Origin of the sequence: Allosphingosinicella sp. (genome assembly GCF_036387215.1) — a bacterium.
Lineage (GTDB): Bacteria > Pseudomonadota > Alphaproteobacteria > Sphingomonadales > Sphingomonadaceae > Allosphingosinicella.
In genome coordinates this window covers 1-11613 of record NZ_DASVUE010000435.1, presented here as the reverse complement: position 1 = coordinate 11613, position 11613 = coordinate 1, and the positions used below count along the sequence as shown (strand labels likewise).

Sequence of the window (11613 nt, the reverse complement as noted above, 5' to 3'; positions counted from 1 at the left end):
TGCAATGAGCCGGCGCCGCCGCTAGCTCAGCCTTGCCAGCATCATGAGGGCATCGTGGCGAATGTTGTGAAGCCGCGTCAGCTCCAGATCCCCGGCCGCAACATGATTGGCGAGGCTTTCCACCCCGTCCACCAAGCGTGCGATCAAATGGCAGAATTGCCGCGCATCGTCAGCCGTCATCGAAAAGTCCCCCACATAAGAAAATGCCAGGGTGCACCGGCTCGTGCCGACGCTCCTCCTGGGCGAGATCCCCTTAGAGGCTGCGGCTTGATCGGCTAAATTGATTGTTACGGCCACACAGATCGAAGCAGACGCTAAGTTGCTGCTGATGAAGCTCGACTGGTCCAGCGCCGGTCAGCCCCCATATCCGCGCTCATGGTACCATTATCAGTTCTCGACCTCGCGCCGATTGTCGAAGGCGGCGACGCGGCGCAGGCCTTCCGCAACGCGCGCTCGCTTGCGCGGCATGCGGAGCGGCTGGGCTTCAACCGCTTCTGGATGGCGGAGCATCATTCGATGCCGGGCATCGCCAGCGCCGCGACGTCGGTCGCGCTCGGCTATGTGGGGGAGGGCACTTCCACCATCAGGATCGGGGCCGGCGGGATAATGCTTCCGAACCATTCGCCGCTCCAGATAGCGGAGCAGTTCGGCACGCTCGAATCGCTCTATCCGGGGCGGGTCGGTCTCGGGCTCGGCCGGGCGCCGGGCACGGATCAGGCAGCCGCTTATGCGATGCGCCGAAACCTCACCTCCGACGCCAACCAGTTCCCGCGGGACGTCGTCGAGCTGATGGGATATTTCAAGCCGCCCGAGCCGGGGCAGCCCGTGCGGGCGATCCCGGGCGAGGGGCTCGGCATCCCGGTGTGGATCCTGGGCTCGAGCCTGTTCGGCGCGCAGCTGGCGGCGACGCTGGGCCTGCCTTACGCCTTCGCGTCGCACTTCGCGCCGCAGCAGATGATGGAGGCGATCGGTGTCTATCGAAGCAGCTTCCAGCCCACCGAGCAGCTGGCCGAGCCTTATGTAATGCTCGGCTTCAATGTCTTCGCGGCCAATACGGACGAGGAGGCGGAGCTCCTCGCCACATCAGTCCAGCAGGCGTTCGTGGCGCTCCGCACCGGCAACCCCGGCCGGCTGAAGCCGCCGCAGGAGGGCTATCTCCAGTGTCTGCCCTATCCGCAGCGGGCGCTGCTCGATCAGCTCCTGTCCTGCTCCGCGATCGGGTCGCCGGCGACGGTGAAGGCGGCGGTCGAGCATTTCGTCGATCGCACCGGCGCCGACGAACTGATGGTTACCTCGCAGATATTCGACCACGAAGCGCGGCTGCGCTCCTACGAGCTCCTCGCCGGCTGCTTCGCCTAAGGCTGCTCGTTTCGAGCGATCTGGAAGCCGGCGAAGGATTGGCTGACCGGCATTAGCTCGATGGTGTTGATGTTGAGGTGCGGCGGCAGCGTTGCGATCCAGAACAGTGTATCGGCCAGGTCATCCGCGGTCATCGGGTTCATGTTGGCGTAAAGAGCGTCGGACGCGGCTTTGTCCCCGCCGGTGCGGACGATCGTGAATTCGGTCTCGGCCATGCCGGGCTCGATCGAGGTTACGCGGACGCCGGTGCCGTGCATATCGCAGCGCAAGTCGAGGGAGAACTGGCGGACGAACGCCTTGGTGCCGGCATAGACGGCGCCGCCGCGATAGGGGTAGGTGGCTGCGACCGAGCTGAGGTTCAGCACCGCACCTTTCCGCTTGATGATCCGCGGGAGAAGGGCGCGCGTGACCGCCACGAGCCCGGTGATATTGGTGTCGATCACCTGACGGGACGCCTCGAGATCCGCCTCCTGCTGCGGCTCCATGGGCGGCGCCAGGCCGGCGTTGTTCAGGAGGACGTCCACATCCGCAAAGGCGGCCGGAAGGCCCGCCACTGCGGCGCCGATAGCGTCCACGTCCCGCATGTCGAGCACGAGGGGGTGGAGACGCTCCGGCCCAAGTTCGGATGCGAGAGCCTCGAGCCGCTCGCGGCGGCGGCCGGTTCCGATCACCTTCCAGCCCGCGGCCGCGAAGCGCCGGGCCGATGCGGCGCCGATCCCCGCGGTCGCACCAGTGATGAATATGGTTCCGCTCATTGCTCTTCCTTCGTCATGGCGGGAGCCGGCCCCCTGTCGAACCGCTCCATGATCCAATTCCGTGCTTCGTCCCAGCCGTCGATGCGCGCGTGGGCGTGCGGAGAGGGCGGGACATGCGCCGCAAGCCGCGGCTCCGCGATCAGGTGAAGCCGCCACACGTCGGGTGCGTGCTTCGCCACCGATTCGTGATGAACCGGCAGATCGTCCACGAACACCGCGACGCTTGGGCGGAACTCCTCGATCAGCTCCACGACCGGCCGCCCCTTGCCGCCGCGGTTGCAGAGGACCCGGTGGCTGATGCCGACCGCCTCCAGCTGGTCGACGCGGCTGGCATGATATTCGTCGCCGATATTCGTGAGGATGACGATGTCGGCCCGCTCTCCGATTGCAGTCAGCGCCTCCGCCGCGCCGGGGACGATATTCTGGCGGTGCATCTCGCTGTCGAAGAAACCGTCCAGAAGGGGCCAGACCTTGTCGGCCGGCACCGGATCGCCGCTGTCGATGTACCGCACCGCATTGGCGAAGCCCGGCTCCTGCAGCGAGAAGCGGAGCCCGTGCGCCTCCTCGATCCATTCGGCGAAATGGCCGACCATGTGCAGCAGCACCTCGTCGCAGTCGCTGATCAGGAGCGGGCGCGTCATTGCTCGAGCCTCCGCCGCGCATCGACCAGCCGCTCCGGCTTCACGTCCAGCGCGTCGGCGCAGGCGACGAGGTCCGGCTCATGCGCCTCAAGGAAGCGCAGGATCTCGGCGAGCAGCGAGGGTTCCCCGAGGCGGGACCGGAGGTCGTCGGGCGTGAGGCCGGTGAGCCCGAGCAGCCGCTCGGCCCGGGCCTGCTCGCTCAGCGTCCAGCCGAGCGCGCCAAGCGCCAATTGCTCCGCGTCTTCCTCGTTTGTGCTCTGAATCTTCATGCCTTAGGAGGGGCGCGTGGGACAAAAAATCCTGGTTGTCGAGGACAACGAGCTCAACCTGAAGCTGTTTTGCGACCTCCTGCGCGCGCACGGCTACGAAGCCGAGCCGGTACGCGACGGACGCGAGGCGGTGGACCGCGCGCGCGGCTTCGCGCCCGATCTCATCGTCATGGACATCCAGATGCCGCACATCACCGGCCTTGAGCTGATCGAGCAGCTGAAGGCGGACGAGGAGCTAAAGGCGATCCCGATCATGGCGGTAACCGCCTACGCCGCCCGCGGCGACGAGGAGCGGATCAGGGATGCCGGCGCGGAAGGCTACGTCTCGAAGCCGATCTCGCTGATCCGGTTCGTGGACGGAGTTGCGGCTCTGCTGAAGGAGCGCGAAGACATGCCGAAGGTGGAATCCAGCGCCGTCGACCGCGTGGAATATGCCAGCGAAGGTGCCCAGCTCGACATCTGGTACAGAGGCGGCGATCGCTACAGCTACTTCGGTGTGCCGAGGCATGTCTACGAGACGCTTCTCGCCGCCCCGTCGATCGGAACCTTCGTCAACACGGAGATCAAGCCGCACTATCGGTGCGAGATGGACGACAGCAGGCGCCGCTTTCGGCCTGGAGGGGACTGAACTCAGCCGTGCCGATCATCTCCATCTTCTTCGGCATCGTAATCCGAATGTATCATGACGATCACCCGCCGCCGCATTTTCATGCCAGCTAGCGTTCGTCGAAATCGCGACTGGAGAGATACTTCAGGGGAACCTCCCGAAGAAAGCAGCCCGGATCGTGCGGCAATGGGCGCTGGACCATCAGCCGGAGCTCGTGGCAAACTGGGAACGTGGTGAGGCGCTCTTGCCGATGGAAATGATACCTGGGGCGGATCTCGATGATTAAGCTGGTGTCGGTAAGCATCGCGGGCGACCGGGCCCTGGATCTGCGCTTCAGCGACGGTTCCGCAGGACGTTGGTCAGCCGCGGAGCTCATCGCGCTCGACACCGTGCTGACACGGCCGCTGACGGACCGTGCCTATTTCGGTCGTGCCTTCATTAGGCAGGGGCGCTTGCCTGGCGGAACGGACTCGAGCTTTCCGGCCCGAGCCTTAACCGGAGAATGGAGGAAAAAGGACTTCTAAGCCGACCGGCAGCCTGAACGGCTTACTTGATCTTGGCTTCCTTGAAATCGACGTGCTTGCGGACAACCGGGTCGTACTTCCGGAAGGTCATCTTCTCGGTGATGTTCCGGGGATTCTTCTTGGTGACGTAGAAGAAGCCGGTGTCGGCGGTGCTAACGAGCTTGATCTTGACGGTTGCTGGCTTGGCCATGGCAGCCTCTTCCAAATTCGGGTTTCGCGAAAAATAAAAGCGGCGTCGCCGCCGCTCATATGTGCGCCGCCTCTGCCGATTGCGGCTCCTCCTGTCAAGACGTTCCGCCTCCTGGGCGGGCTTTAACCTGCCGGTAACCATATCGGCGCATGCTCCTCAATGCCGGAATGGCGGGAGCGGGAACATGCGGGCTGGTGAGGACGGAATGAACGTGGTGCGGGCCGAGCTTTGCGACCGGCTGCGAACGTTGCAGCTTTGCTCCGCGCGCCACTCGTCGCGCAATTTCCATGAATCGGTGGTGGGCATCCGCCGCCTCGCCGCCGCTTACGGCCTGACGCCCGTAGTACGCCTCGCCGAAGCGCTCGAGCGCGCCGCCCAGGACCGCTCCGCCGGCGCCTGTCCCACGGGGCTCTACCTCGACCGGCTGCAGGACGCGATCGGCTGTGAGCGCCTCGACGAGGCCGCAAGCGAGGCGATGATCGCTTCGATTTCCGTCCGTCTCGCCTGAGTGGACGCGCTCCTAACGACCTTCCTCGCCGCTTTGCTGGCCGAGGTGGGCGACAAGACCCAGCTTCTCGTGCTTGGGCTGGCGGTCCGCTACCGGCGGCCGCTGCCGGTGCTTCTCGGAGTGGCCGTCGGAGCTCTCGCCAACAGCGTGCTGGCCGCGGCGGGCGGAGTGCTGGTGCACGGCTTCATCACTCTGCGCGCCATATCCCTGCTCGTTGCGATTGCGCTGGTGCTTGCCGGCGTCGGCGCCTTCTTCCGGCAGAAGGACGAGAGCGACATGGGCTCCACCTGGAAGACGGGACCCTTCCTGACGACCGCCGCATGCTTCTTCCTGCTCGAATTCGGCGATAAGACGCAGTTCCTGACGGCTGCGCTGGCGGCTCAATATAATGCGCTGGCGTTCGCGGCGGCCGGCGGGGCCGCCGGGATCATCGCCGCGAACGCGCCCGTCGCCTACCTTGCGGAGCGGACACAGGCGGCCATCCCCCTGAAGCCGATCCGCATCGGCATCGGTGCCTTGTTCCTGCTCGCAGGGTTCATCGTCGCGATCAACGCGCTCCGCCTGACCTGACCGGCCCAAGCTCAAGCAGCCACATGTCCGGCGGTGCACCGAGCCGGAGCGGGAGGATGCTTGCGCCGATGCCGGCGCCGACCACGAGCACCTTGCCCTGCTCCCGGATGAGGCCGCAGGCGTAGCGGTTGCCGTAATCGGAATAGGTGCTGACGGGGCCGATCAGCGGCAGCGAGATCTGTCCGCAATGCGTGTGCCCCGAGGCCATCAGGCCGATGTCAGTCGGGAGCTTGGCGAACGGATCCGGGCTGTGGCTGAGCAGGATCCTGGCGCCCGGAAGCGCTCGCATCCTCGCCATCGTCCTCTTGAGGTCGTCATGCTCGGTGAAGGCATCGTCGAGGCCGCCCACCGACAGCGGCCCGATCGCTGCTGCATCGTTGTCGAGGACGAGGATCCCGGCCGCCCGAAGCGCCGCGGCGACTTCCTTGTCCTTCCGCCAGTGATCGTGGTTCCCGAGCACTGCCACTGTGCGGAGACGCGGGCGGAGGCCGGCGAGCGGAGCGATCGATTGCTCGGTCGAATAGATGCGGGTTGAGACCGGCCTGTCGTTGACGAAGTCGCCTGCGATCAGCACCAGGTCCGGGCGGAGCGCGTTGATCTGTCTGACGATCCTCGACAGCCGCTCCGGAGGCATGTCCGGTCCGGCGACGTGAATGTCCGAGAGGACCAATGCCCGCACCGGCGCCGCACCCCCGGGCCAATCCGCGAGACCGATACGCGCACGCCGCACCGCCGGGTCGCGCAATGCTGTCGCGTAGCCCCAGATCAGGAGAATCAATGCGATCGCAGAGAGGAAGGAGAGCAGTCGGCGGAGGGTCATGGCTTGAGCTTTCCCCTCCGCTGGCGGATGAAGCGCTGTCCAGAGGAAAAACGTTCTTGCCCGATGCGCGACTTCTCCCAGCTGCTTGACGGGCTCGTCTACACCCGCTCCCGGAACGCCAAGCTGAAGCTGATGGGCGACTATCTGAAGCGGACGCCGGACCCTGATCGCGGCTACGCGCTGGCCGCGCTCACCGGCGAGCTCAACCTGCCGGCGGTGAAGTCCGCCGCGATCCGCGCGATCACCGAGGAGCGGGTGGACCCGACGCTCTTCTACATGAGCTGGGATTATGTTGGCGATCTTGCCGAGACCGTGGCCCTGCTCTGGCCGAAGGCGCTGGAGCAGCCGCCCGAAATCGACGACGGGACGCTGCGCATCTCCAGAGTGGTGGAGCGGCTGGCGGGGCTTGGGCGTTCCGAGGCGCCGCAGGCGCTGGCGCGGATGCTCGACCATCTGGACGCAAGCGGCCGCTATGCCCTTCTGAAGCTTGCCACCGGGGAGCTGCGCATCGGTGTCTCGGCCCGCCTTGCCAAGCTTGCGTTGGCGGAAGCGTTCGGGCTCGATGTCGATGCGGTCGAGGAGGTGTGGCATGGCATCGGGCCGCCCTATCAGCCCCTATTCGACTGGGCCGAGGGGAGGGGAGAGCAGCCGACCGCGCAGAACGTGCCGGTGTTCCGCCCCTTCATGCTCGCCCATGGGCTCGAGGATATGCGCGTGTCGCTCGAGGATTACGCGGCCGAATGGAAGTGGGACGGGATCCGCGTCCAGATCGTGCGGGTGGGCGGCGAGACGCGCCTTTACAGCCGCGCCGGCGACGACATCACACGCAGCTTCCCTGAGGTGGCGGAGGCGTTCGACCGTGAGGGCGTGGTTGACGGCGAGCTGCTCGTGCGCGGCGAATTTCAGGGCGCGGAGCAGCATGGCGGTGCGGCAGCGAGCTTCAACGCCCTCCAGCAGCGGCTCGGGCGCAAGATCGTCTCGGCGAAGATGCTCAGCGACTATCCGGCGTTCGTCCGGCTCTACGACATCCTGCTCGACGGCACGGAGGATCTGCGGGCGCTTCCCTGGTCGGAGCGGAGGGCACGGCTCGAAAGGTTCGTGCCGACGCTCGACCCCGCACACTTCGACCTCTCCGCGCTTATCGAGGCATCCACGTTCGAACAGCTCGAGGAGATCCGCGCCGGCGCCCGCGACGCGTCGATCGAGGGGGTGATGCTGAAGCGCCGCGACAGCCCTTACGTGCCCGGCCGCCGCGTCGGCCTCTGGTACAAGTGGAAGCGCGATCCGCTGACCGCCGATTGCGTGCTGATGTACGCGGCGCGCGGCAGCGGCAAGCGCTCCAGCTATTATTCCGACTACACGTTCGGCTGCTGGACGGAGGAGGAGGAATTGCTCCCGGTCGGCAAAGCCTATTTCGGTTTTACCGACGAGGAATTGATGTGGCTCGACCGGTTCGTTCGAAACAACACGGTCCAGCGCTTCGGGCCGGTGCGCGAGGTGGAGAAGAGCCTGGTGCTGGAGGTCGCATTCGATTCGATCCACGAGAGCAAGCGGCACAAGTCCGGCCTAGCGATGCGCTTCCCGCGCGTCTCGCGGATCCGCCGCGACAAGCCTGCGCACGAGGCGGACCGCATCGAGACGCTTCGGCGGATGGTCAGCTAGGCTGCGCTTAACACTTCAAAGGCCGCCGTATCCTTTTGGAACGCCGTCTTTTTGGGGAGGTGACAGGCAAGTTATCCACAGGCACGGCTTGAATCGTCGATTCACTGAGCATCGGCGGGCAATGTCGAGAAGGTAGCTTGTATGTTGAGGTCAATCGCACAGAATCCCGGCGAAAGCTTCGCCCACGATCCCTCGCACCGCGGCTATTGCGTGGTCTACCGGGAAAATCAGGTCAATCACTGCCCGGGATGCGGACGCACGCATTGGTATGTGGGCCGGGTGTCGGCCGAATGCGGCTTCTGCTCGACGGCGCTGCCGCTCGCCGAGGCGACTACCCGGGGCGCCGGCATGGTGACCAGGGGCCTGCAGCGCCAGCACCTGTTCCACGACGCAGCCTGAGAGGACTCAACAATCAAGGCCGGCTGAACTGGTCCGGGCCAAACAAAAGAGCCCGGCGCGCTTTCGCGGCCGGGCTCCTTTTTTGGCTGATGCCGTGGCTTACTGAAGCGGCGTCAGGTTCACCGCCGCCGTCTTGCCGCGCCGGTCGACCTCCAGCTCGAACTCGAGCCGGTCGCCTTCGTTCAGCGAGACCATCCCGGCGCGTTCCACGGCCGAGATGTGGACGAACGCGTCAGGCTGTCCATCGTCGCGGCTGATGAAGCCGAAGCCCTTCATCGCGTTGAAGAACTTGACGGTGCCCGAGGCCTTTTCGCCGGTCAGCTGGCGCTGCGGCCCGCCGCGGTCGCCGCCGAAGCCGCCGCCGGGGCCGCCGCGATCCTCGCGGGGAGCCCGCTCCTGGACCGCCATCGGCTCGCCCTCGATCTTGAGGTCGGTCGCGGAGATGCGGCCGCCGCGATCGACGAGCGTGAAGCCGAGCGGCTGACCTTCGGCCAAACCCGTGAGGCCGGCCTGTTCGACCGCGGAAATGTGCACGAACACATCCTCGCCGCCGTCATCGCGGACGATGAAGCCGAAGCCCTTCTGCCCGTTGAAAAATTTGACCACGCCGGTGCCTTCGCCGACGACCTGCGGGGGCATGCCGCCGCCGCCGCCGCGGAACCCGCCGCCGCCGCCGCCGCCGAAGCCGCCACCACCGCCGCCGCGATAACCGCCGCCACCGCCGCCGAAGCGATCGCCGCCGCCGCCGCCATAGCCGCCGCCACCGCCGCCGAAGCGGTCGCCGCCGCCGCCGTAGCCGCCGCCACCGCCGCCGAAGCGGTCACCGCCGCCGCCGAAGCCGCCGCGATCTCCACCGAACCCGCCGCTGTAATTGTCTTCGCCGAAACCGTCGCGCTTGTCTCTGCCGCGCCCACCGCGATCACCGCGGCGCCCTCTGTCGAAACTCATGCCTTCAGATACTCTTCCAATGCCCCTTTAGCCTCTAAACCACCGCGCTGGGCTTGGTGCGCAAACGGCTTCGTGCGCGAAAGATGCGCACACTGCCGACTCCTATAGCGAAAAAAAGCGGCGGCTGCGAGCGATTTTGCCGGAGCGGTGAGGGGCGGGGCAGGCGCGCGTGCTTGCCTCCACCATTGAGGCGCCGCCTGCTTGGCCTTATGCGGGGACAATGAGCGTACATTTCCATGAAGAAGACCTGCCCGCAGGCGTGCTTGCGCCGGGCCCGGTGGCAGTCGATACCGAGACGATGGGCCTGCAGCTCGGTCGCGACCGGCTGTGCGTCGTCCAGATAGCCGACGGGCGCGGCGACGAGCATCTCGTCCGCTTCCGCAAGGGGAGCGATTATGGAGCGCCGAACCTGAAGGCGGTGCTTACCGATCCGGAGCGGCTGAAGCTCTACCATTTCGCCCGCTTCGATATTGCCTCGATCAAGGCCTATCTCGGAGTGATCGCAGCGCCGGTCTACTGCACCAAGACCGCCTCCCGCCTCGTCCGGACCTATACCGACCGGCATGGGCTGAAGGAGCTCATCAAGGAGATGCTCGCCCAGGAGATCTCGAAGCAGCAGCAGACGTCGGACTGGGGGGCGCCTGAGCTCAGCGACGCGCAGAAGGACTATGCCGCGTCCGACGTGCGCTATCTTCACGCGCTGAAGGAGAAATTGGACGAGCGGCTCGAGCGGGAGGGGCGGACCGCGCTCGCCCAGGCCTGCTTCGATTTCCTTCCGCACCGGGCTCTGCTCGATCTTGCCGGCTGGGCGGAGGAAGACATCTTCGCCCATGTCTGAGGCAGCTCTGAAGGAGCGGGTCCGAAAGCAGGGCTGGGCCGCGCCCGGAGGGTTGCACGATTTCCTGGTGCGGCTGCTGAAGATCGTGCTTCCGACGGCGATCGGCGTTCTGCTCGCCTACCTGGCGCTGGCGCCGCTCCAGAAGGGGCGCGACATCAGCTTCATCCTCGACAAGAACAAGGTGGATGTCGCCAAGGAGCGGATGCGGGTGGAATCGGCGCGCTACCGCGGCCAGGACAATAAGGGGCGGCCCTTCACGGTCGACGCATCCTCGGCGGTGCAGGCGAATTCGCAGCAGAAGATCGTGGATATCCTGGGCATGTCCGCGGAAATCGGCCTGGATAGCGGGCCGGCGACTCTTCGCGCCGGGCGGGGGCGCTACGACATCGAGGCGCAGAAGGTGGACATCCTTGGGCCGATCCAGCTTGCCGCAGCGGACGGCTATCGGCTGGTGACGCGCGACGTGGCGGTCGATCTCGGCTCCCAGCAGCTGGAAAGCCGGGGCGCGGTCCAGGGCACGATGCCGCTCGGGCGCTTCTCCGCCAACAAGCTCCAGGCCGATCTTCCGCAAAAGAAGGTGGTGCTGACCGGCCGCGCACGCTTGCATATCAAGCAGGGCGCGATCAGATGAAGGGGATGAAGAGCTTGCGCCTCTTAGCCGCCGCTGCCGCCGCCGCGATCCTCGTGGGTGCTCCGGCCGCCGGCCAGCAGGGAACCTCGGCGCTGAAGGGGCACAATACCAGCGCGCCCGTCGATGTGGCTGCCGACCGAATCGAGGTGCAGGACCGCGCCGACCGCGCCATCTTCTCGGGCAACGTGGTCGCCAAGCAGGCGGACCTCACTATGAACGCGTCTCGAGTCACCGTCGCTTATTCGAATTCGGGTGGCATCGAGATCGAGCGGATCGACGCGAGCGGCGGCGTCACCGTCCGCAGCCCTTCCGAGACGGCCCGCGGGCAGTTCGCGATCTACGATCTCAGGAACCGGCTTATCACCATGCTTGGCAACGTCACGCTCACCCGCGGCGAATCAAAGGTGAACGGTGCGCGGCTCGTGCTCAACCTCGAGACCGGCCGGGCTGTTATGGACGGCGGTGCACGGTCCGCGCCGGGAACGAGCGAGGGCGGCGGCCGAGTCACCGGCCGCTTCACGGTTCCCCAGCGCAACAACTGAGAAGCAACGCTTCCACGCGAATTTGGCAGCCTAGGGCGAATCCGGCTCGACCGCGAGCGCCGGCTCATGCAGGAATCTTGCCAGTTGAGGCCGGGCCCGGTTTCGCCTAAATTCCCATGCCGGGAAGGGGACTTAAGTGAACGACAGCGCCACCATTAGCCGGACGGACCGCGAATCGGCCTTCGGTCAGGTCTCGCGCGGGCTGTCGGTGGTCTCGATCGCCAAATCCTATGATCGAAAGTCGGTGCTGAACGACGTCTCGCTGGGTGTGAACCGCGGCGAGGTAGTCGGCCTCCTCGGGCCCAACGGGGCCGGCAAGACGACCTGCTTCTCTTCGATCATGGGCCTCG

Annotated in this window: 19 protein-coding genes and 1 pseudogene; 13 read left to right on the top strand and 7 right to left on the bottom strand. The window is 66.1% G+C overall.

The window, feature by feature from the left end; translation table 11 throughout:
* Positions 1–21 precede the first annotated feature (21 nt).
* Positions 22–180, bottom strand: a complete 159-nt coding sequence (locus VF662_RS16640; RefSeq protein ID WP_464143067.1) for a hypothetical protein — start codon at positions 178–180, stop codon at positions 22–24.
* Positions 181–375: 195 nt separating this feature from the next.
* Here VF662_RS16640 and VF662_RS16635 point away from each other — a divergent pair, with 195 nt between their 5' ends.
* Positions 376–1359, top strand: coding sequence for an LLM class flavin-dependent oxidoreductase (locus VF662_RS16635; protein ID WP_464143066.1), 984 nt, complete (start codon positions 376–378; stop codon positions 1357–1359).
* On the opposite strand, the gene VF662_RS16630 is transcribed toward VF662_RS16635, so the two are convergent.
* Genes VF662_RS16630 through VF662_RS16620 form a run of 3 tightly spaced genes read right to left on the bottom strand, consistent with a single transcriptional unit; the run spans position 1356 to position 3024 of the window.
* Positions 1356–2114: an SDR family NAD(P)-dependent oxidoreductase gene (locus VF662_RS16630; RefSeq protein ID WP_464143065.1), complete on the bottom strand. Its 759-nt coding sequence runs from the start codon at positions 2112–2114 to the stop codon at positions 1356–1358. The genes VF662_RS16635 and VF662_RS16630 overlap by 4 nt on opposite strands.
* The gene (locus VF662_RS16625) at positions 2111–2755 is read right to left on the bottom strand and encodes an HAD family hydrolase (protein ID WP_464143064.1); all 645 of its coding nucleotides are present in this window, start codon (positions 2753–2755) and stop codon (positions 2111–2113) included. Before VF662_RS16625 ends, VF662_RS16630 begins: the two co-directional genes overlap by 4 nt.
* Positions 2752–3024, bottom strand: a complete 273-nt coding sequence (locus VF662_RS16620) for a DUF3572 domain-containing protein (RefSeq protein WP_464143063.1) — start codon at positions 3022–3024, stop codon at positions 2752–2754. The genes VF662_RS16625 and VF662_RS16620 overlap by 4 nt, the downstream gene beginning before the upstream one ends.
* Positions 3025–3040: 16 nt before the next feature.
* On the opposite strand from VF662_RS16620, the pseudogene VF662_RS16615 reads away from it, so the two are divergent.
* The 4 genes and pseudogenes from VF662_RS16615 to VF662_RS16600 all read left to right on the top strand — a co-directional run.
* Positions 3041–3400 (top strand): annotated as a pseudogene (locus VF662_RS16615) (response regulator); the annotation flags it as partial.
* 15 nt (positions 3401–3415) lie between these two features.
* On the top strand, positions 3416–3652 hold the full coding sequence (locus VF662_RS16610) for a KTSC domain-containing protein (RefSeq protein ID WP_464143069.1): 237 nt from the start codon (positions 3416–3418) through the stop codon (positions 3650–3652).
* Between the two features lie 103 nt (positions 3653–3755).
* On the top strand, positions 3756–3917 hold the full coding sequence (locus VF662_RS16605) for a DUF4160 domain-containing protein (RefSeq protein WP_464143068.1): 162 nt from the start codon (positions 3756–3758) through the stop codon (positions 3915–3917).
* Complete coding sequence (locus VF662_RS16600) at positions 3910–4155, top strand: hypothetical protein (RefSeq protein WP_464143062.1); 246 nt, start codon at positions 3910–3912, stop codon at positions 4153–4155. The genes VF662_RS16605 and VF662_RS16600 overlap by 8 nt, the downstream gene beginning before the upstream one ends.
* Positions 4156–4177: 22 nt before the next feature.
* On the opposite strand, the gene rpmG is transcribed toward VF662_RS16600, so the two are convergent.
* Positions 4178–4345: a 50S ribosomal protein L33 gene (gene rpmG / locus VF662_RS16595; protein ID WP_295371181.1), complete on the bottom strand. Its 168-nt coding sequence runs from the start codon at positions 4343–4345 to the stop codon at positions 4178–4180.
* 184 nt (positions 4346–4529) lie between these two features.
* Here rpmG and VF662_RS16590 point away from each other — a divergent pair, with 184 nt between their 5' ends.
* Both VF662_RS16590 and VF662_RS16585 read left to right on the top strand, forming a co-directional pair.
* The gene (locus VF662_RS16590) at positions 4530–4853 is read left to right on the top strand and encodes a hypothetical protein (protein ID WP_464143061.1); all 324 of its coding nucleotides are present in this window, start codon (positions 4530–4532) and stop codon (positions 4851–4853) included.
* Positions 4854–5423, top strand: a complete 570-nt coding sequence (locus VF662_RS16585) for a TMEM165/GDT1 family protein (protein ID WP_464143060.1) — start codon at positions 4854–4856, stop codon at positions 5421–5423.
* On the opposite strand, the gene VF662_RS16580 is transcribed toward VF662_RS16585, so the two are convergent.
* The gene (locus tag VF662_RS16580; protein WP_464143059.1) at positions 5401–6243 is read right to left on the bottom strand and encodes a metallophosphoesterase; all 843 of its coding nucleotides are present in this window, start codon (positions 6241–6243) and stop codon (positions 5401–5403) included. The genes VF662_RS16585 and VF662_RS16580 overlap by 23 nt on opposite strands.
* Positions 6244–6306: 63 nt before the next feature.
* Between VF662_RS16580 and VF662_RS16575 the strand changes: the two genes are divergently transcribed.
* Entirely contained in the window at positions 6307–7905 is a 1599-nt protein-coding gene (locus tag VF662_RS16575) for a cisplatin damage response ATP-dependent DNA ligase (RefSeq protein ID WP_464143058.1), read from the top strand.
* A 141-nt stretch (positions 7906–8046) separates the two neighbouring features.
* Positions 8047–8304: a hypothetical protein gene (locus VF662_RS16570; RefSeq protein WP_464143057.1), complete on the top strand. Its 258-nt coding sequence runs from the start codon at positions 8047–8049 to the stop codon at positions 8302–8304.
* A 99-nt stretch (positions 8305–8403) separates the two neighbouring features.
* On the opposite strand, the gene VF662_RS16565 is transcribed toward VF662_RS16570, so the two are convergent.
* The gene (locus VF662_RS16565) at positions 8404–9252 is read right to left on the bottom strand and encodes a cold-shock protein (RefSeq protein ID WP_464143056.1); all 849 of its coding nucleotides are present in this window, start codon (positions 9250–9252) and stop codon (positions 8404–8406) included.
* A gap of 220 nt (positions 9253–9472) precedes the next feature.
* On the opposite strand from VF662_RS16565, the gene VF662_RS16560 reads away from it, so the two are divergent.
* The 4 genes from VF662_RS16560 to VF662_RS16545 form a co-directional block, all read left to right on the top strand.
* A complete protein-coding gene (locus VF662_RS16560; protein ID WP_464143055.1) occupies positions 9473–10090 on the top strand; it encodes a ribonuclease D in 618 nt (205 codons plus the stop codon).
* Positions 10083–10721, top strand: coding sequence for an LPS export ABC transporter periplasmic protein LptC (gene lptC, locus VF662_RS16555; RefSeq protein ID WP_464143054.1), 639 nt, complete (start codon positions 10083–10085; stop codon positions 10719–10721). The genes VF662_RS16560 and lptC overlap by 8 nt, the downstream gene beginning before the upstream one ends.
* Positions 10722–10726: 5 nt before the next feature.
* Positions 10727–11263, top strand: a complete 537-nt coding sequence (locus VF662_RS16550) for an LptA/OstA family protein (protein ID WP_464143053.1) — start codon at positions 10727–10729, stop codon at positions 11261–11263.
* A 136-nt stretch (positions 11264–11399) separates the two neighbouring features.
* A partial coding sequence (locus VF662_RS16545; protein WP_464143052.1) for an ATP-binding cassette domain-containing protein occupies positions 11400–11613 on the top strand: 214 nt, incomplete at its 3' end.